Consider the following 19,619-nt stretch of genomic DNA (forward strand, 5'->3'; position numbering starts at 1 on the left):
GTCTGGTGGGGGTGGGGGCGGGAATCCTTCGGTTGGCGGGCGCGTGGGGGGTGGGTCGGCGTAGCGTCGGAGTGTCATCGTTCCGGTACGCACCGGCACGTCCCGATCGCCCGAAGGGGGCGTCTCCACCATGTGGTTGGGCCACTTGCATTCCCCGGTCGTCGCGGCGGCGCGGCCCCGTACTTCCCGTCGTCCCGGTGGCGCGTGGTGAGGCAGGAGCGTGCTCGGCAGACCCGGCGCGCTCTTCTGCAGGCTGCGGCAACGGAGTTCGACCTGCACGGGTACGAGGGGACCTCGCTGGCCCGGATCAGTCGGACCGCCGGGGTCACCCTGGGGGCGCTCACCTTTCATTTCCCGTCCAAGGCCGCGCTGGCGGACGCCGTCCGCTCGGAGGGTGCCGCCCTCACCGGTGCCGCGGTGCCGGAGGCGTCCGGTGGCGGTCGCCGACTCGACCCGGGCGTAGGTGGATTGATCGACCTGCTCGCCCGGCTGCTGGACGAGGAGCCGAGCGTGCGGGCAGCCGCTCGGCTCAGTTGGGAGCAGCCGGACTCGGCGGGCAACTGGCACGCGGCCTGGGGGCCCGAACTGCGCGACCGGCTGGCCCGTGAACGGTCCGCCGGGCCCGCGGGCACGGCGCCGGTCCTGGACGAGGTCGATCTGGAGACGCTGGCGCAGTGCCTGGTGGCCGGCTCGGCGGCGCTGCGGCGGGGGATCGTCCCTCTGGGCGGCGCCGGCCCGGCCGCTCCGGAGGAGGTCCGGCGGCGGCTCCGGAGGCTCTGGCGGCACGCGACGGCAACGGAGCTCAACCAGCCTTCCGCGCCGAACATTTGACCGTGTCCGTGGCGCGACCGTCGGCCACCGGGATACCGGAATTCGCCAAAGCGGTTCCGGGGCCCGGAGGGAAGTCGGAACAAAGCGATCGTTCACTATCCTCCCGAGGACGGCACCTCACGGCACCACACCACCCCGGGGAGCTCATCACATGGACGCGCAACCCCTCTCACCGGTCGGCGAAGCCGCCGTCTCCCGGTTCGCCGAGCAGGTCTTCGCCCACCTGGGCCGGACCGACCAGCGTCGCTGGGCCCGGGCCTATCTGCAGGGACTGCTCGCGGCGCCCGGCCGCAAGTCCCTGGCCAACATGGCCGCCAGCCTGGCCACCGGGCCGGCGGCGGCCACCGTCTCGCTCTCGCTCCAGCAGTTCATCAACGGCAGCCCCTGGGACTGGCGTCCGGCCCGCCGGGTGCTCGCCGACCTCGCCGCGGGCCCCCGACCGGTACGGGCCTGGACCGCCGCGCTCGCGGTCGTCCCCAAGCGCGGCGACCAAGTGGTGGGCGTCCACCGGCGGTTCGACCCGGCGACCGGACGGACCGTCAAATGCCAGGCGGCGTGCGGCCTCTTCGTCGCCACCGATCGGGACGCCGTCCCGGTGGACTGGTCGCTGCTGCTCGACCCGAGCTGGACGGACGACCCGCAGCGGCGCGCCCGGGCCCGGATCCCCGGCGACGTGGCCCCGCACCCGGTGGGTGACCTGCTGGTCGGGATGGTGGACCGGCTCGCCGCCCACCACCCGGTGGCACCGCTGGTCGCCGGCCTCGACGCGGCGGACGACCCGATCCGGCTGGCCGCCGCGCTCGCCCGCCGCTCCGTCCCGTACCTGTTGGAGGTCCGCGGCGGCCAGGCCGTCCGGCCCGTGCTCCAGGCCACCACGGGTCGGCACGGGCGGGTGCAGCAGGGCGCCGTGGCCGCCGAATCGCTGTTCCCCCGGTGGCGGTCGCGGACGGCGGCGGGCACGGTGACGGTGCTGCGCGGCACCCCCGTTCTGCCGCCGGGCCCGGCGACCGCACCGGCCTCGGTGGCGTCGGCGGCGCCGGTGCACCGGCTGTGGGCGCGGTGCGACGGCGACGGCGGGCCGCGGCGGTACTGGCTGACCGACCTGGCCGAGGACGCCCCGGGCGTGCTCGCGCTGCTGGACGCCGCCTCGGCCACCCGGAGCACCGTGGACCGGCTCGGTTCGGACTTCGGCCTGCTGGACTTCTCCGGCCGCTCGTACACCGGCTGGCACCACCACATGACGCTGGTCTCGGCCGCGTACGCGCTCGGCCGGGACCTGGCCGTCCGGGTCGGGGGCACCCTCCGGCACTCCGCCTAGCCGCCTGGCCGCACGGCCGCCCGGCCGCCCGGCCGCACGGCCCGGTCAGGCGTCGACGGCCTGGTAGACCGTGGTCCAGAAGTCGTGGATCAGCCGGGCCGAGTTCGGGACGGTCATCCCGACCTGGGTGAGCACGATGCCGACGAGCCCGTGCTCCGGGTCGGCGTAGGTGGAGGTGCCGCTGCCGCCGTCCCAGCCGAACTGGCCGACGGGGGCGTAGTCGCCGCGATAGGTCCGCACCGCCGAGCCGAGGCCCCAGCCGCCGTGCTGCCCCTGGCCGTACGACAGGTGCACGTTGTCCTTGGCCAGGGTCTCGCGCAGGGCGGTCTGCTCCGGGGTGAGGCGGTTGGTGGTCATCAGCTCGACCGCGGGGCGGGAGAGGATGCGCTCGCCGCCGTGCAGGCCGCCGTTGAGCAGCATCCGGAAGTAGGCGTGGTAGTCGTCGACGGTGGAGACCAGGCCGCCGCCACCGCCGGGGAACGCCGGGGGCTTGCTCCAGCGGCCGTCCGCCGACTCGTCCCAGACGTGGAACTCGCCGCTCTGCGGGTCGGGGGCGTAGAGGGCGGGCAGCCGGTCGATCTTCTCTGCGGGCACGTGGAAGCCGGTGTCCGCCATCCCCAGCGGACCGAAGACCCGCTCCTGGAGGAAGCTCTCGAACGACTGGCCGGTGACCCGGGCGACGAGCACGCCGACCAGGTCGCTGGCGATGTGGTACTGCCAGCGCTCACCGGGCTGGTGCATCAGCGGGAGCGTGCCGAGGCGGCGCAGCCACTCGTCCGGCTCCGGCATCGGCTCCGGCAGGTCGGGCGTGAGGCCGTTCTCGATGATCGCGCCCATGATCGGGCTGCCCAGCGCCGTGATGTCCATGCCGAGGCCGAAGGTGGAGGTCAGCACGTCCCGGACGGTGATCGGCCGTCGGGCCGGCACGGTGTCGTCGAGCGGGCCGTCGATCCGCTTGAGGACGCGGCGGTCGGCGAGCTCCGGCAGCCAGGTCTGCACGAGGTCGTCCAGCCGCAGCCGGCACTCGTCGAGCAGGACCGCGGCGGCGGCCATGGTGACCGGCTTGGAGGTCGAGGCCATCCGGAAGATCGTGTCCCGGCCCATCGGCGCGCCGCCGTCGTGGCGCATGGTGCCGATGGCCTCGACGTGCGTCCGGTCGCCCCGGCCGATCAGGGCGACGACGCCCGGGACCCGTCCGGACTCGACGTGCCGCGTCAGCACCTCGCGCACCTTGCGCAGGCCCTCGTCGGTGAAACCGTTGCTGCTGGTCATGTTGACCCTCCCCGCCCAGTGATGTTCGTGAACTTCTGAACGCTCAAGAAGCTACATTGCGTTCACGAGTTCGTCAACGCGCAAGAAGGCGCAGAGTCTGTAAATACTGAGTTGATGGCCATTTGTTGCAATGGATCCGAAGTTGAAATGCAATGCCGGACCGTAGCGCCGTTGCAATGGGATCGGAGTGGGGTCAGGCCCGGAACAACGCCGCCAGTTCCGTCCGCGAGGCGATCCCCAGCTTCGGATAGGCCTTGTAGAGGTGGTGCCCGACGGTCCGCGGGCTGAGGAAGAGCTGCGCGGCGATGTCCCGGTTGGTCAGCCCCCGGGCCGCCAGCCGGGCGATCTGCAACTCCTGCGGGGTGAGCATCGTCAGCGCCCCCTCGGCGGCGGCCGGGGCCGGGGCGGCGGTGCCGGTGGCGGTCAGTTCGGTGCGGGCGCGGTCCGCCCAGGGTTCGGCGCCGAGCCGCTCGAAGGTCTCCAGGGCGGCGCCCAGATACGGGCGGGCGTCCGTACGGCGGCGCTCCCGCCGCAGCCACTCGCCGTAGAGCAGGGCGGTGCGGGCGCGTTCGAACGGACGGTGGGCGCCCTCGTGCAGGTCGAGGGCCGCCCGGTAGGCCGATTCGGCGAGTTCGTCCGGTCCGAGCAGCGCCTGGCAGCGCAGCCGCAGGGCCTCCGCCCAGGGCGTCCCGGCCGCGCCCGCCCAGCGGGCGAAGCGCTCGTACGGCTCGGCCGCCCGCTCCGGTTCGCCCAGCCTGACGGCCGCCTCGACCAGGTCTGGAACCGCCCGGGTGGCGCCGACATGGTGCCGGTACGGCCCGGTGGTGAGCGCGTGCAGCAGGGCGAGCGCCCAGTGCGCCCACGGCTCCCCGGCGGCGGGCGCGGCCGAACCGGGGACCAGCGCCGCCGCGGCCAGCTCCGCGCACCGCTCGTCCGCCCCCGCGAAGGCCGCCAAACAGGCCAGCAGCGAGGCGAGTTGGCTGGTCCACTGGGCCTGGCCAGTGTCCCGGGCGAGCGCCAGGCCCTCGGTCGCGGTCACCTCGGCGTCGCGGTGCCGGCCGTGGAACAGTTCGGCCTCGGCGAGGAAGAACTGCAGCGTCGGCAGCACCCCGACCGTCCCCTTGGCCCGGGCCTCGGCCGTGAGTTCGGCGGCCAGCTCCAGCGTCTCGTGGTCCCGCCCGAGGACGAGGGTCGCGCCGCACAGCTGCACCAGGTCGACCGGGCTCTCCGCCCCGGCCTTCCGGGCCGCCGCCGCGGTGGCGCGGACGTCGGGCAGGGGGTCGGCGGGGCGCCCCAGCGCGGGCAGCACGGCGGCCGGAAGGTGCCAGGCCAGCGGGGCGAGCGGTTCGTCCGCGCCCAGCGGCAGGGCGGCCAGCCGGTCGAGCACGGTGGCCACCGGCTCCTCGCCGACGTACCAGGCGGCGTGGAAGGCCTGGAGCAGCATTCGGGCGGCGTGCGCGGGCTCGATGTCGGTCGCGGCGGCGTCCAGCAGCAACCGGTACGCGGCCGGGTAGGCGCCGCGCCAGAAGTGCGCGACGGCCCGGACCTGGTCCAGCAACGCGTGCGCGAAGACGCTGTCGGTGCGCGCGCCGGCCCGGTCGGCGAGCGCCTCGGCCAGCTCCAACTTCCCTTCCTCGGTGGCGGCTTCGGCGGCCAACACCAGGCGCCGGGTGGCCCCGTCGCGGTCCGGGGTGAGCCCGGCGGCGCGCTCGTACGCGGCGGCCGCGCCGCCGTGGGCGCCCCGGGCCTCGGCCCGGGCGGCGGTCCGCTCCAGCGCGTCGGCGAGTCCGGCGTCGGGCGCGGTGGCGGCGAGCGCGAGGTGCCAGGTCCGCCGGTCGCCCTCCTCCAGCGCCTCGCCGAGCGCCCGATGGGCGGCCAACCGCTGCTGGAGCGGGGCCCGTTGGAGGACGGCCGCGCGCAGCAGCGGGTGCCGGAAGGCGAGCCGGCGGTCGGCGCCGACGGTGACCAGCCCGGCCCGTTCGGCGGGCTCCAGCGCGTCGGCGCCCGCCCCGAGCGCCGCGGCGGCGGCCAGGACGACGTCCAGCTCGCCGTTCTCCTCGGCCGCGGCGACCAGCAGCAGGGTCTGGGTCGCGGGCGGCAGACCGGTGACCTGGCCGTGGAAGGCGATCCGGAGCCTACTGCTGAGGGCGAGCCCGCCGGACGCCAAGTCCGCCTCGGTCACGGGGAGTTCGACGAGTGCCAGCGGATTCCCGGCGGCTTCGGCGAGCAACCGCCGGCGGGCCGGGCCGGTGAGGGCCGCGCCCGTACGGTCGTCGAGCAGGCGGACGGCGTCGGGTTCGGCCAGGCCGGTGAGCCGCAGCTCGGGGAGGCCGGCCAGTGGTCCGAGGTCCGTCCCGGCACCGCCGCCCGCCCCGCCGACGTCCACCCCGGCCCCGGTGTCCCGGGCGGCGAGCAGCAGGGCGACGCCCTCGGCCTGGAGCCGGCGCGCCGCGATCAGCAGGGCGTCCAGCGAGGAACGGTCGAGCCACTGCACATCGTCGACCACGCACAACAGCGGTTGCTCGGAGGCGAGTTCGGCGAGCAGTCCGAGCGTGGCCAGACCGGTGAGCAGTCGGTCGGCGCCGCCGGCCGCCTCGCCGAGCCCGAACGCTCCCTCCAGCGAACGCCGTTGCGGCCCGGGCAGGGCGTCCAGCCGGTCCAGGCCGGACGCCAGCAGCAGGCTCAGCCCGGCGAAGGGGAGTTCGGCCTCGTACTCGACGCCGGTCGCCCGGACCACCCGGAACCCGTCGCCGGCCGCCGCCACCGCGTACTCCAGCACGGCCGTCTTGCCGATCCCCGGCTCGCCGCGCAGCAGCAGGACACCACTGCGACCGCCGCGCGCCCCGTCGAGCAGCGCGTCGACAGCGGCCCGCTCCTGTTCCCGCCCGTACAGCACCCCGGTCTCCTCCCCCGCCGACCCCCGTGTCCGGCGGGTTCGACCCTACTGGCGCCCAGCTCGGTACCCCCTACCTATCCGTGACTGATTCGCCCGCCGCCCGCCGTCCGTAAGTTTTCGACCAGCGGGAAACGGCCCGCCGACCACCGCACCAACCACCGCACCGGACAAGGGAGAAGACCATGACTGCCAACCTGCCCACCGACCTCGGACAGCTCGCCGCCCGCTACCTCGCCGCGTGGAACGAGACCGACCCGGCCGCCCGCCGGAAGCTGATCGACGAGGCGTGGGCCGAGGACGGCCGCTACACCGACCCGCTGGCCGCCGTCACCGGGCGCGAGGGCGTCGATGCGCTGATCGGCGCTGCGCAGGGGCAGTTCCCCGGACTGGTGTTCACCCTCGGCCCGGTCGACGCCCACCACGACATCGCCCGTTTCACGTGGAACCTCGGCCCGGCCGGGGAGGAGCCGCTGGTCATCGGCTTCGACGTGCTGGTCGCCGACGCGGAGGGCCGGATCGCCTCGGTGTACGGCTTCCTCGACCGCGTCCCCGGCGCCTGAGTCGTCCCCCGCCCCTGAGCCGTCGGTGTCCTCCGACTGCAGGCAGTACCTCCGGGGCGGGCGACACCTGCGCCCGCCCCGGCCCCGGGCCCGGCCCTGGTCCCAACCCCGGCCCCGGAACGCTCGCCCCCGTCCCGCCGCACGCACTCCCGCCACGCACCCACCGGAGCAGACCTTGTCCAGCACCCTGACGGCCCGACGCACCACCCGGGCCACCGCCCCGACCGCTACCTCGACCACCGGCGCCCCCGCCCCGCGCGGCCTGCTGCCGATCCTGCTGACCGCGACCTTCATGACCGCCCTCGACGTCTTCGTCGTCAACGTCGCCATCCCCTCCCTCCAGACCGACCTGAGAGCCGGCCCCGCCGCCGTCCAATGGGTGGTCGCCGGCTTCGGCCTCGCCCTCGCCGTCGGACTGATCACCGCCGGCCGGCTCGGCGACCGGTACGGCCGCCGCCGGATGTTCGGCCTCGGTCTGGCCCTGTTCACCCTGGCCTCGGCCGCCTGCGGCCTGGCCCCGACGGCGGGCACCCTGGTCGGCGCCCGGGTCGCCCAGGGGCTGGCGGCCGCGCTGATGGGACCACAGGTGCTGGCGATCCTGCGGACCGCGTACAGCGGCGCGGCGCAGGCCCGGGCGTTCGCGATGTACGGGCTGACGATGGGGCTCGGAGCGGTGTTCGGCCAGCTGATCGGCGGTGTGCTGATCCGCGCCGACCTGTTCGGCCTGGACTGGCGCAGCTGCTTCCTGCTCAACCTGCCGGTCGGCCTGGCCGCCCTGGCCCTGGTGCGGCGCTGCCTGCCCGAGTCGCGCGCCCCGCACCGGCCGGGTCTCGACCCGGTGGGCGTCGTGCTGGTCACCCTCGCCCTGACCGGCCTGGTGCTGCCACTGATCCAGGGCCGCGAGAGCGGCTGGCCGCTCTGGACCGGGCTCTGCCTGGGCGGCGCGGCGGCGCTGCTCGTGCTCCTCACCGTCCACCAGCACCGGCGCGGGCGGTCGGGCGGCTCGCCGCTGGTCGACACCCGGCTGTTCCGGGACCGCGCGTTCACCACCGGTCTGCTCGCCCAGCTGGCCTTCTGGCTCGGCCAGGCCTCGTTCTTCCTGGTGCTCGCCCTCTACCTGCAGCCGGGCCTCGGTCTGGACGCGCTCGGGGCGGGCCTGGTCTTCACCGCGATCGGCCTCGGTTACCTGTTGACCTCCACCACCGCGCACCGGGTGGCCGCCCGGCTCGGCCGACAGTCGATCGCGCTGGGCGGGCTGCTGATGGCCGCCGGTCTGGGTCTGCTCGGGCTGGCCGTGCACCTGGCGGGCACCACCGGCAGCGTCTGGTGGCTGGCACCGGGCCTGTTCGTGGACGGGCTCGGGATGGGGCTGGTGATCGCCCCGGTGACGTCGCTGGTGCTGGCCGGCGTCGAACCCCGGCTGGCCGGCTCGGCCGCGGGTCTGGTGGCCACCGTCCAGCAGGTCGCGGGGGCGCTCGGGGTCGCGCTGATCGGCATCCTCTACTACGGCGCCGCCGACCCGGCCACCGCCTTCGGGCGCAGCCTGGGGGCGCTGGCGGTCCTGGAGGTGCTGCTGGCGGGCCTGGTCCAGCTGCTGCCCCGCCGGACGGGGTGAGCGGACCGGGGAAGGACCGGAACCATCGGAACGACCCGCAGAATCCGCAGGACCCGCAGGAGCGCGAGGCGCGAAGGAACGGACGTGGGGAGGGCCGCACCGGCCCTCCCCACCCCCGTTTCCCCGTCCCGTTCCGTTTCCTCGCCCCGATCTGGTTGGGTGGGTGGATGAGCGAGGAGAAGAGCGCCGTACCGGCGTGGGAGCAGCGGTTCAGGGCGGCACGGGTCTCCCTGCCGGACTGGGCAGAGGACGCCCCCGACCGGGCGCTGTACGTGTCCAACTCCAGCGGCACCTACGAGGTCTACGCCTGGGACCGCGCCACCGACACCCACCGGCGGGCCACCGACCGCCCGAACGGCACCACCGATGCCGAGCTGTCCCCCGACGGCGAGTGGATCTGGTGGTTCGACGACAGCGACGGCGACGAGTACGGCGTCTGGCGCCGCCAGCCGTTCGCCGGCCGTCCCGAGGGCGCCACCGGTCCGGACGAGGAGGCCGTCCCCGGTCTGGCCCCGTCCTACGATGCGGGTCTCGCCCTGGGCCGGGACGGCACCGTGGTGGTCGGCCGGTCCACCGACGAGGACGGCACCACCCTGCACCTGCGCCGCCCGGGCGCGGCCGAAGCGGTCGAGATCTACCGGCACGCCGAGTACGGCGGCGTCGGCGACCTGAGCCACGACGGCACCCTGCTCGCCATCGACCACACCGAGCACGGTGACGCCATGCACGGCGCGATCCGGGTCGTCCGCCTCTCCGGCGACGAAGCCGCCGCCGCCGTCCCCACCGTCGCCGAGCTGGACGAGGTCACCGGCCAGGAGCACCCGCGCGGGGTCGCCTGCCTGGGCTTCGCGCCCGTCGACGGCGACACCCGGCTGCTGGTCGCCCATCAGCGCACCGGTCGCTGGGAGCCGATGATCTGGGACGTCGCGACCGGCAAGGAGACCGCCCTGGCGCTCCGCGACGAGCAGGGCCGCGAACTCCCCGGCGACCTCTCCGCCCAGTGGCGCCCCGGCGCCCGCTCGCTGCTGATCGAGCACGAGTACGAGGCGCGCAGCGAGCTGTTCTCCTACTCCCTGGACGACGGCGTGCTCACCCGGCTGGACACCCCGCGCGGCACGGTCGGCGGCGCCACCCCCCGCCCCGACGGCACGGTGGAGTTCCTCTGGTCCTCCGCCGCCGACCCGTCCGCCGTCCGCTCCACCGCCGGCACGGTCGTGCTGCGCGCGCCCGGTGCCGTCCCGCCCGGCTCGGTGCCGGTCGAGGACGTCTGGGTGGACGGGCCGGGCGGCCGGGTGCACGCGCTGGTCCAGCGGCCGGCCGGGGCGGGCGAGGGCCCGTTCCCGACCGTGTTCGAGATCCACGGCGGCCCGACCCACCACGACAGCGACTCCTTCGCCGCCGGGCCGGCCGCCTGGCTGGACCACGGCTTCGCGGTGGTCCGGGTCAACTACCGCGGCTCGACCGGCTACGGCCAGGCCTGGACGGACGCGCTGCGCGAGCGGGTCGGCCTGATCGAGCTGGAGGACATCGCGGCCGTGCGCGGCTGGGCGGTGGAGAGCGGGCTGGCCGACCCGGACCGGCTGGTGCTGGCCGGCGGCTCCTGGGGCGGCTACCTCACGCTGCTCGGGCTCGGCGTGCAGCCCGAGCTGTGGAGCCTCGGCGTCGCCGCCGTTCCCGTCGCGGACTACCTGACCGCGTACGACGACGAGATGGAGGCGCTGAAGGCGATCGACCGCACGCTCTTCGGCGGCACGCCCGAGGAGGTGCCCGAGCGCTGGACCGCCTCCTCCCCGCTGACGTACATCGACCGGGTCGCGGTGCCGGTCTACATCAGCGCCGGGGTCAACGACCCGCGCTGCCCGATCAAGCAGATCGACAACTACGTCGAGGGGCTGGAGCGGCTCGGCAAGCCGCACGAGGTGTACCGGTACGACGCCGGGCACGGCTCGCTGGTCGTGGACGAGCGGATCAAGCAGTTGCGGTTGGAGATCGACTTCGTCCGCCGGCACCTCGGCGGCCTGCCGGTCGGCGAGAATCGGGCGGACACCGAGAAGTAGCGAACGGGGGACACGGGTGAGACGCCTGCTGACGATCCTGGGGGCGGGGGTGGCCGGGGCACTGGTGCTCACCGGCTGCTCGGGGCAGGACGACGGTGACGGCGGCGGGAGCGCGGCCTGTCCGCCGTCCGTCTCGCCGTCCTCCGCCGCGCCGTCCTCCTCGCCCTCGTCGTCCCCGCCGTCCGCCGGCGCTCCGCCGACGGCCACCTCGACGGTGGTGAAGGCCGCCTTCCGCACGGCGGTGGCCGGGGGCGGGGAGGAGGGCGGTGTGGTGCTGCTCGCCAAGTCGGGCTCGAAGGGGTCGAAGAGCTCCAAGAGCTCGAAGAGCGGCCGCACGACGCGTCACCACACCGACCGGTACGACTCGGACGACGACTCCAACGGCAGCGGCAACAACAACGGCCGCCGGTGCGACAATCCGCCGCCGACCGCCTCGCCGTCGCCGACCGCCTCGCCGGTACTGCCGTCCAAGTCGGCGGCCCCGGCCGTTCCGGCGAAGCCGGCCGTGCCGCCGGTGAAGCCGACCCGCTGACGCGACGGCGGCGTCCCCGGCACCGGGGACGCCGCCGACCGGTCAGTCCAGGACCGGGTCCAGCCCGAGGGCCCGGTCCTGCTCGGCCTCCGCCTCGCGGCGCAGCAGCCGGAACCACATGAACACCACGAAACCGCCGAAGACGAACCACTCCAGCGTGTAGCCGAGGTTCTGGAACGCCCGCAGGGAGAGGCCGTCACCGCCCTGCGGCTGGACGGTCGGCACCGGGGTGAGCCCGTCCGGCGCGACGTCGGCGGACACCCAGCCGTCGTACCAGCCGTCGAGGGCGAGCTTGTTGAGGAGGGCGGCACGGTTGATGGTGCCGAGCTGCCCCGCCGGGAGGCCGCCGGCCACGGCGCCGCTGCTGCCGCTGGTCTCGCCGGCCTGGAGCCGGCCGCCGAGGGTCACCTCGCCGGTGGGTGCGTCCACCGGAGTCCCGGGCGCGGACGCCCCGGCCGGCGGTGTCCCTGGTGCCCAGCCGCGGACGACCGCGACCGTCCGGCCGTCGGCGGTGCGCAGCGGGGTGAGGACGTAGTAGCCCTGCCGGCCGTCCAGCACCCGGTTGGGGACCAGCAGCTGGTGCTCCGGGTCGAAGGTGCCGGTGACCGTCACGGCACGGCCGACGGTGTCGGTGGTGACCTGCGGCCGGTCGGCGGCGAGCAGTTCGCCGAGCGGCCGGGGCGCGCCGGCGTCGTTCACGGCCCGGCTGATCTCCTGGTGCGAGGAGACGCGGTCCTCGAACCGGCCGAGCTGCCAGGAGCCGAGCCAGACGCACACCGCCACGGCCGCCACGGCCAGCGCGGTGCCGCTCAGCCAGCGCGGGGTGAGGAGAAACCGGTACACACCCCCACGGTAACCACTCCTCACACTCCGCCCGCCCCCAGGCCCCACCTCGGACCTGAAAGTCGGCCCCGCCGACTTCTCGCGCGCGGCTCCGGCCGGGGGTCCGCCCGGCCGGGCGCTCGCGCCGGTCACCCCGCCAGACGGCACCCGACGGACGTCATCCGACCCGACGGCACCCGACGGACGTCACCCCCGCCGACGTCACCCGACCGAGGGCGAGGCGCCGGGTGTCGGGGCCTGGGCGTCCGGCCCGACGACCCGCGGCGAGGTGCGGTAGACCGTGCCCGCGCAGGCATCGGTCAGGACGACCCGGGCGGCGGCCGGATTACCCGGGGCCGGCGTGTACGCCAGGGTGACGCTCGACGAGGCCCTGCTCGGCCCGGGCGCCGGGGTCGCGGACGGGCTCGGGGTCCCGGTGCTCCCCTTGGTCGTCGAGCCGCTCGGCTGCGGGGCTGTGCTCGGCGACCCGGTGGGACCGACCGCCGGAGCCGCACCGGTCGCCCCGCTCACCTCGCTCGCCCCGGCGGGAGCACCTGTCGACGTCCCCGGCCCGCCCGGCCGGGCGCCGGTCGCCGCGATGCCGGCGGGACCCGCGCCGGTGCCACCGTCCGAACTCGTACCAGCACCGGAACCGGGGCCCGAGCCCGTGGTGCTCGGGCCGCCCGCCCCGCCGGGACCGCCGGCCCCCGGCAGCGCACCGCCCCCGCCCGTCCCCGGGCCGCCGGTCACGCCGCCGTCACCCGCCGCGGACCCGGTGGCGCCGCTGCTGGTGGCCCCGCCACCGCCGGTCGCCCCGCCCGCCGTACCGCCGCCGGTCGCACTCGCTCCCCCGGAACCGGCGGAGGCGCTCGGTGAGGTCGTGCCACCGGGGACGGGACAGCCCGCCGGATCCGGGATCCACGCGATGTCGACCCGGTAGACGGCGCGCGGTGCGAGGACGAGGCCGTTGCTCCCGGCGTCGGTCCCCGTCGCGGGGCCGGCCGAGGGCCCGGGCGCGGGCAGACCGGTGGCCGGGTCGCCGGCGGTGTGGAAGGCGATCCGGATCCTCCCGGCGTCCGCGCCCGTGGTGCCGGTGGTGCCGGTGGCTCCCGTCCTGCCCGTGACCGTGACCGATCCGGGCCCGCCGAGCCGGCAGCTGCGTCCGGAGACATTGGTCATCGTGAAGGAGCCGTAGACCCGACCGTCCGCGTCCGGGGCACCGAGCTGCGCGGTGCCCTGCCCGAGGTCGGCCCGGGTACACAGGGCCAGGACCTGGGTGTCGGCCCCGCCGCCGGTGGTGGCGGGGCTCGGGCCGAAGGTGCCGGGCAGCTGCCCGGTGCTGCTCTCCCCGGCACTCGGCTCGCTGCCGACGCTGCCGGACGGGCTGCCGGGAGCGGTCGAGGTCCCGCTGTCGGAGACCGGCGGCCGGTGGGCGGTGCCGGTGCCTCCGCCGGGGAGGGTGCCGGCGACGCTCGGGGAGACACTGCCGCTCCCCACGCCGGACGATCCGGGGCCGCCGGACAGGCCGAGGTGGTCCGTGGTGTGCAGGGCCGGCAGGAGGAAGGAGGCGACCACGGCCACGGCGGCGGCGCCGGTCCAGGCCCCGCGCCGGGCGGCCCTCCGCCGGGGCACCGCCCGGCGGATGCGCTGGAGTCCACCGGGATCGGGCTGGACCTCGGCGACCGCCCGCAGCATCAACTCCCGGACCAGCCGCTCCTCGTGACCGGCTCTGTTGCCGTCACCCGTCCGACCGCCGTCACCTGTCCGACCGCCGTCACCCGCCCGGCCGCCGTCGTCCATCGGGCCGCCGTCCTCCTTCGGGCCACCGTCACCCGTCCGACCGCCGTCACCCATCCGACCGTCCTCAGCCATGCCCGGCCTCCATCTGGACCCTCAGCGCGGCGAGCCCCCGTGAGCCGTACGCCTTCACCGAACCGAGCGAGATGCCGAGGGTCTCGGCGACCTGCGCCTCCGTCATGTCCACGAAGTAGCGCAGCACCAGCACCTCCCGCTGACGGCGTTGCAGACCCCGTAGCGCGACCTTCAACTGGTCCCGCTCCAGCGCATCGTAGGCGCCTTCTTCTGCACTGGCCATGTCAGGCATCGGCTTCGGCAGCAGCCGCAGCCCGAGGATCCTGCGCCGCAGCGTCGACCGGGACAGGTTGACCACGGTCTGCCTCAGATAGGCGAGGGTCTTCTCCGGTTCCCGCACCCGCCGCCTGGCCGCGTGCACCCGGATGAAGGCCTCCTGGACCACGTCCTCACAGCTCGACAGATCGTCGAGGAGCAGCGCGGCCAGCCGCAGCAAGGAGCGGTAGTGCGCCTGATAGGTCTCGGTGAGCAGGTCCTCGCTGGTACCGGCAGCGGTACCGGCGCCAGGACCCGCGGCACCGGGTGCAACTGCCGTCATCTGGCTTTCTTCCGGCCTATCCGCAGGCCACTGGACACGCGACGGGAACGTCACCGCGGCTGCCGCCGAGATGCCCGCTCCTGCCCCCACCATCACGTTCGCCACGCCCGTTTGACACTCGATCCCCTGTCATGGTTGCCCGGCCCGGCGCATATTCTCGCGCATGGGCCGAACGCCCCTCCAGGGAATTCGGCGAGGATTCGTCAAGCAGTCCGCGAACAAACCGCGCAGACTCCGGGCGGACGGGCGGACTCAGCCCGTTCCGACACCGTCCGCGCCCGTCCCGGCACCCTCGGCTTCGGCCGCCGAGGCCCGGTCGGCGATCTCGCCCGCCACCAGTTCGGCGATCTGAAGGGCGTTCAGTGCCGCACCCCGGCGCAGGTTGTCGCCGCAGAGGAAGAGGTCGAGCGCGTTCGGGTCGTCCAGGGCGCGCCGCAGCCGGCCGACCCAGACCGGGTCCGTCCCCACCGCGTCGTTCGGCGTCGGGAACTCGCCCGCCGCCGGGTCGTCGTACAGCAGCACCCCGGGGGCGTCGCGGAGGATCTCGTGGGCGTGCTCCTGGGTGACCTCGCGCTCGAACACCGCGTGCACGGCGAGCGCGTGGGTGCGCACCACCGGGATCCGCACACAGGTCGCCGAGACCTTGAGCCCGGGCAGGCCGAGGATCTTGCGGGACTCGTCGCGCACCGTGCGCTCCTCCGACGACCAGCCGCCGTCGGTCAGCACACCGGCCCAGGGCACCGCGTTGAGCGCGAGCGGGGCGGCGAACGGTCCGTGGTCGGCGATCACCGCCCGCAGGTCGCCGGTCTGTTCGCCGACCTCGGTGCCGGCCACCTGGGCGAGCTGGGCGCGCAGGGTGTCCGTACCGTCCCGGCCGAGCCCGGAGGCGGCCTGGTAGGAGGCGACCACCAGCGACTCCAGGGCGTACTCGGCGTGCAGGGCACCGATCACCGCGATCATGGTCAGCGTGGTGGAGTCCGGGCTCGCCACGATCCCGCGCGAGCGCATCCGGACGGCGGCCGCGTTGACCTCGGGCACCACCAGCGGAACGGCGTCGTCCAGCCGGAATGCGCCGGAGTTGTCGACCACCACGACGCCCTTGGCGGCCGCGATCGGCGCCCAGCGGGCGGCGATCTCCTCGGGGACGTCGAACAGCGCGACGTCCACCCCGTCGAAGAGCTCCTCGGAGAGCGGGAGGACCTCGACGGACTCCCCGCGCACGACCGCCTTGCGGCCGACCGAGCGCGGGGAGGCGGCGAGACGGATCTCGCCCCAGATGTCCTGGCGGAGGGAGAGCAGGCCGAGGAGCACCTCGCCGACCGCGCCGGTGGCGCCGACGACGGCGAGGTTCGGCCGCCGGGTCATCGCCCGGTGCCCCCGTAGACCACGGCCTCGTCCGTCTCACTGTCCAGCCCGAAGGCGGAGTGGACGGCCTGCACGGCCGCGTTGACGTCGTCGGCGCGGGTGACCACCGAGATCCGGATCTCCGAGGTGGAGATCAGCTCGATGTTGACCCCGGCCGCGGAGAGCGCCTCGAAGAAGGTCGCCGTGACGCCCGGGTTGGACCGCATGCCCGCGCCGACCAGCGAGATCTTGCCGATCGCGTCGTCGTAGCGGAGCGACTCGTAGCCGATGCCCTCCCGGACCCGGTCGAGCGCGTCGATGGCCTTCTGGCCCTCGGACTTCGGCAGGGTGAAGGAGATGTCGGTCAGACCGGTCGACGCCGCCGAGACGTTCTGCACGACCATGTCGATGTTGACCTCGGCGTCGGCGATGGCGCGGAAGATGCGCGCCGCCTCGCCCGGCTTGTCGGGGACGCCGACGACCGTGACCTTGGCCTCGGACGTGTCATGGGCGACTCCGGAGATGATGGCCTGCTCCATCTCGCCCCCTTCGGGCTGGTGCGGGTTGTCGTTGCTGACGATCGTCCCGGGAAGACCCGAGAACGACGAGCGTACGTGAATCGGGATGTTGTAGCGGCGCGCGTACTCCACACAGCGGTCGAGCAGCACCTTGGAACCGGACGAGGCCAGCTCCAGCATGTCCTCGTAGGCGATCCAGTCGATCTTGCGGGCCTTCTTCACCACGCGCGGGTCGGCGGTGAACACGCCGTCCACGTCGGTGTAGATCTCGCAGACCTCGGCCTTGAGGGCGGCGGCGAGGGCGACGGCGGTGGTGTCCGAGCCGCCCCGGCCGAGCGTGGTGATGTCCTTGCTCGACTGCGAGACGCCCTGGAAGCCGGCCACGATCGCGATGTTGCCCTCGTCCAGGGCGGTGCGGATGCGGCCCGGCGTCACATCGATGATGCGCGCCTTGTTGTGGACGGAGTCGGTGATGACGCCGGCCTGGCTTCCTGTGAACGACTGCGCCTCGTGGCCCAGGGATTTGATCGCCATGGCCAGCAACGCCATGGAGATGCGCTCTCCAGCGGTCAGCAGCATGTCGAACTCGCGGCCGGCGGGGAGAGGTGACACCTGCTCCGCGAGTTCGATGAGCTCGTCCGTCGTGTCGCCCATCGCGGACACCACGACGACGACCTCATGGCCGGCCTTCTTGGCGTCAACGATTCGACGGGCCACGCGCTTGATGCCCTCGGCATCCGCAACGGATGAGCCGCCGTACTTCTGCACGACAAGGCCCACGTGCGCTCCTCGACTTGTGTCGTTTCCGGGGGCGCTCGGCCCCCGCACCCCCGGGTGGCGGGGGCTGTGCGGTCGGCGCCAGTCTACCGAGCGGGGGTGTCCCGACCTCCGCTTTCCATATGATGAGACACACGTTTCGGCAGGTGAGCGGGGGTGCGGATGCCGCCACCGGCAGGTCTGCGGGCGGGCGTCCGCCGTTCCGAAGAATCGGCGGACGAAGGGACGGCCGCCCCGGGGTTTTCCGTCCGGTGGCCGGGGGTGAGGTTTCCGTCACACTCCCGCCGCCGGGGCCCCGGGCGGCCTGCGTCCCTGTGCTCCTGCGCCCTTGCCCGCCTCCGGTGACCCTGGTGGTCCTGGTAGTCCTGGTGGTCCTGGTGGTCCTGGTGGGGGCCCTAGTGACCCAGGCCGAGCTCGGCCGCCATCAGGTCACCGGCCTGCTGCTCCAGCTGCTCGTCGGTGAGCCCGTCGTTGTCGGTGTCCGCCCCGTCCGGCGCCGCCCCGATCGGGCTGTCCAGCCGGACGTGCGCGATCAGCGACTGCAGCGCCCGCAGGACGGCCGTGCAGGTGGTGCCCCAGTTGGACAGGTACGAGAACTGCCACCACCAGAGCGCCTCGCTGACCCGGCCCTCGCGGTAGTGGGTGAGCCCGTGCTGCAGCTCGCTCACCACCCCGGCCAGGTCGTCCGAGATCCGGAACGCGCTCGGCTTCTCCGGCGGCCCGTACGGGTCGAAGACCTCGTGGTAGACGTCGATCGGCGCGAGCAGCACGGCCAGCCGCTCCCGCAGCTGCTCGCCGTCCGGCTCCGGACCGGCGTCGGGCTCGAACCGGTCCTCGGGGACGACGTCCTCGATGGCGCCCAGCCGGCCGCCGGCCAGCAGCAGCTGCGAGACCTCCAGCAGGAGGAGGGAGACGGCGCTGCCGGGCTCGTCACCCTTGGCGACCTCGGTCACCGAGAGCACGAAGCTCTCCACCGAGTCCGCGATCTGCACCGCGAAGTCGTCCGGCTCCGAGCCGTGGGCGTGCGTGTGCGGAGGGCGCGGCACCTGCGCGGTGTCCCGCTCCTCCTCCGGCCCGGCCTGATGGGGCGCGTGGGGCTGCTGGTTGATCGTCCGGTCAGACATCGAGCAGTCGTCTCCCTTCGAAGGCGCGACCGAGTGTGACCTCGTCCGCGTACTCCAGATCCCCGCCGACGGGCAGGCCGCTCGCCAGGCGGGTCACCTTCAGGCCCATCGGCTTGCAGAGCCGGGCCAGGTAGGTGGCGGTCGCCTCCCCCTCCAGATTGGGGTCGGTGGCCAGGATCAGCTCGGTGACGGTGCCGTCCGCGAGGCGTGCCAGCAGCTCGCGGATCCGCAGATCGTCCGGGCCGACGCCCTCGATCGGGCTGATCGCGCCGCCCAGCACGTGGTAGCGGCCGCGGAACTCCCGGGTGCGCTCGATGGCGACGACGTCCTTGGGCTCCTCGACCACGCAGATGACCGCGAGGTCGCGGCGCGGGTCCAGGCAGACCCGGCACTGCTCGGCCTCCGCGACATTGCCGCAGACGGCGCAGAACCGGACCTTGTCCTTGACCTCCAGCAGCGCGTGCGCCAGCCGGCGGACATCGACCGGGTCGGCCTGCAGGACGTGGAAGGCGATCCGCTGCGCGCTCTTGGGCCCGACGCCGGGCAGCCTGCCCAGTTCGTCGATCAGGTCCTGAACCACGCCCTCGTACAACGTCGCGCCTTCCCTCGGGTTGGACCGGTGGCACCCGCGCGGGGTGCTCCGGTGCCATCATCCAACGAATCGGACGCCGGGCGCATCGCCCGACGCCCGACTCCCGCATTAATCACACAGGTCCGTTGTCCGAACTCCGGACCCGAGCGTCCGACCCGTACGCTCCGGTGGCCCGGCCCGTACCCCCTGTCACGGCCGGGCCGTCACCGTCGGGCGGTCACCGTCGGAACGTCACCGGCGGCTCGGACCGTCACCGTCGGAACGTCACCGTCAGAACGGCAGGCCCGGGATCCCGCCGCCGAGGCCCTGGGTCAGCGGGCCCATCCGCTCGGCCTGCATCTTCTGCGCGGCCTGGTTGGCGTCCCGCACGGCCGCCAGGACCAGGTCGGCCAGCGTCTCGGTGTCCTCCGGGTCGACGGCGGCCGGGGCGATGGTCAGCGCCACCAGCTCACCGGAACCGGTCACCGTCGCCTCGACCAGGCCGCCGCCCGCCGAACCGCTCACCTTGGCCTCGGCCAGCTCCTGCTGCGCCTGGGCGAGGTCCTGCTGCATCTTCTGCGCCTGCTTGAGCAGCGCCTGCATGTTGGGCTGGCCACCACCGGGAAACACGGCTCACTCCTTGCGTTCGGTCCGCTCCTACTACGTCCTCGACGAGCCTACGTGCTGCTCAGTTGCCACCGTGCCGGATCTCCTCCAGCACCGTGGCACCCAGCTCGCGGATGATCAGCTCCTGGCCGGAGAACACGTCCTCGTTCAGATCGGGGTCGTCCTCCTCCGGCACGTCGTCCTCCGGGGCCACCCCCTGCGCCGGGTACGCCTGGGACGGCGGCGGCGATGCCTGGACGGGCGGCGGCACCGGCGCGGCCGGCGCCGGGTTCGGCGCGGCGGCCGGGCGGGGCGCCGGAGCGGGCGCGACCGCGGGAGCCGGCGCGGCGGGCGCCATCTGGGGCG

16 protein-coding genes and 1 pseudogene are annotated in these 19,619 nt (G+C 74.5%); 6 read left to right on the plus strand and 11 right to left on the minus strand.

Going from position 1 to position 19,619, the window contains the following annotated elements:
• Positions 1-207 precede the first annotated feature (207 nt).
• Positions 208-831 (plus strand): TetR/AcrR family transcriptional regulator, encoded by a 624-nt coding sequence (locus tag VR45_RS47970; RefSeq protein ID WP_052709340.1) that lies wholly within the window; start codon positions 208-210, stop codon positions 829-831.
• 151 nt (positions 832-982) lie between these two features.
• The gene (locus VR45_RS24295; RefSeq protein WP_045941954.1) at positions 983-2,149 is read left to right on the plus strand and encodes a transposase; all 1,167 of its coding nucleotides are present in this window, start codon (positions 983-985) and stop codon (positions 2,147-2,149) included.
• 45 nt (positions 2,150-2,194) lie between these two features.
• On the opposite strand, the gene VR45_RS24300 is transcribed toward VR45_RS24295, so the two are convergent.
• Together VR45_RS24300 and VR45_RS24305 are read right to left on the minus strand one after the other, a co-directional pair.
• The gene (locus tag VR45_RS24300) at positions 2,195-3,421 is read right to left on the minus strand and encodes a serine hydrolase domain-containing protein (RefSeq protein ID WP_045941955.1); all 1,227 of its coding nucleotides are present in this window, start codon (positions 3,419-3,421) and stop codon (positions 2,195-2,197) included.
• A 193-nt stretch (positions 3,422-3,614) separates the two neighbouring features.
• Complete coding sequence (locus VR45_RS24305; RefSeq protein WP_045941956.1) at positions 3,615-6,317, minus strand: helix-turn-helix transcriptional regulator; 2,703 nt, start codon at positions 6,315-6,317, stop codon at positions 3,615-3,617.
• A 182-nt stretch (positions 6,318-6,499) separates the two neighbouring features.
• Here VR45_RS24305 and VR45_RS24310 point away from each other — a divergent pair, with 182 nt between their 5' ends.
• The 4 genes from VR45_RS24310 to VR45_RS47185 all read left to right on the plus strand — a co-directional run bounded on the left by VR45_RS24310 (position 6,500) and on the right by VR45_RS47185 (position 11,081).
• Entirely contained in the window at positions 6,500-6,877 is a 378-nt protein-coding gene (locus VR45_RS24310) for a nuclear transport factor 2 family protein (protein ID WP_045941957.1), read from the plus strand.
• Positions 6,878-7,052: 175 nt separating this feature from the next.
• On the plus strand, positions 7,053-8,492 hold the full coding sequence (locus tag VR45_RS24315; RefSeq protein WP_234326100.1) for an MFS transporter: 1,440 nt from the start codon (positions 7,053-7,055) through the stop codon (positions 8,490-8,492).
• 167 nt (positions 8,493-8,659) lie between these two features.
• Entirely contained in the window at positions 8,660-10,549 is a 1,890-nt protein-coding gene (locus tag VR45_RS24320) for a prolyl oligopeptidase family serine peptidase (protein ID WP_045941958.1), read from the plus strand.
• Positions 10,550-10,565: 16 nt separating this feature from the next.
• Entirely contained in the window at positions 10,566-11,081 is a 516-nt protein-coding gene (locus VR45_RS47185; RefSeq protein ID WP_159394341.1) for a hypothetical protein, read from the plus strand.
• A 42-nt stretch (positions 11,082-11,123) separates the two neighbouring features.
• On the opposite strand, the gene VR45_RS24330 is transcribed toward VR45_RS47185, so the two are convergent.
• The 9 genes and pseudogenes from VR45_RS24330 to VR45_RS24370 all read right to left on the minus strand — a co-directional run.
• Positions 11,124-11,924 (minus strand): SURF1 family protein, encoded by an 801-nt coding sequence (locus VR45_RS24330; RefSeq protein WP_045941960.1) that lies wholly within the window; start codon positions 11,922-11,924, stop codon positions 11,124-11,126.
• A 201-nt stretch (positions 11,925-12,125) separates the two neighbouring features.
• Positions 12,126-13,775 carry a hypothetical protein gene (locus VR45_RS24335; protein WP_159394342.1) on the minus strand — a complete coding sequence of 550 codons (1,650 nt, stop codon included), beginning with the start codon at positions 13,773-13,775 and terminating at the stop codon, positions 12,126-12,128.
• Positions 13,768-14,313, minus strand: coding sequence for a SigE family RNA polymerase sigma factor (locus VR45_RS24340; RefSeq protein WP_045941962.1), 546 nt, complete (start codon positions 14,311-14,313; stop codon positions 13,768-13,770). The genes VR45_RS24335 and VR45_RS24340 overlap by 8 nt, the downstream gene beginning before the upstream one ends.
• A 252-nt stretch (positions 14,314-14,565) precedes the next feature.
• A complete protein-coding gene (locus VR45_RS24345) occupies positions 14,566-15,678 on the minus strand; it encodes an aspartate-semialdehyde dehydrogenase (RefSeq protein ID WP_045941963.1) in 1,113 nt (370 codons plus the stop codon).
• Entirely contained in the window at positions 15,675-16,955 is a 1,281-nt protein-coding gene (locus VR45_RS24350; RefSeq protein WP_045941964.1) for an aspartate kinase, read from the minus strand. Before VR45_RS24350 ends, VR45_RS24345 begins: the two co-directional genes overlap by 4 nt.
• Before the next feature lie 392 nt (positions 16,956-17,347).
• A complete protein-coding gene (locus VR45_RS24355; protein ID WP_234326101.1) occupies positions 17,348-18,076 on the minus strand; it encodes a DUF5063 domain-containing protein in 729 nt (242 codons plus the stop codon).
• Positions 18,069-18,668 carry a recombination mediator RecR gene (recR, locus tag VR45_RS24360; protein WP_030392621.1) on the minus strand — a complete coding sequence of 200 codons (600 nt, stop codon included), beginning with the start codon at positions 18,666-18,668 and terminating at the stop codon, positions 18,069-18,071. Before recR ends, VR45_RS24355 begins: the two co-directional genes overlap by 8 nt.
• 270 nt (positions 18,669-18,938) lie before the next feature.
• Complete coding sequence (locus VR45_RS24365) at positions 18,939-19,277, minus strand: YbaB/EbfC family nucleoid-associated protein (RefSeq protein ID WP_078879765.1); 339 nt, start codon at positions 19,275-19,277, stop codon at positions 18,939-18,941.
• A gap of 58 nt (positions 19,278-19,335) precedes the next feature.
• A pseudogene (locus tag VR45_RS24370) lies at positions 19,336-19,619 on the minus strand (DNA polymerase III subunit gamma and tau); the annotation flags it as partial.

Source organism: Streptomyces sp. NRRL S-495, from assembly GCF_000966955.1.
Lineage (GTDB): Bacteria > Actinomycetota > Actinomycetes > Streptomycetales > Streptomycetaceae > Kitasatospora > Kitasatospora purpeofusca.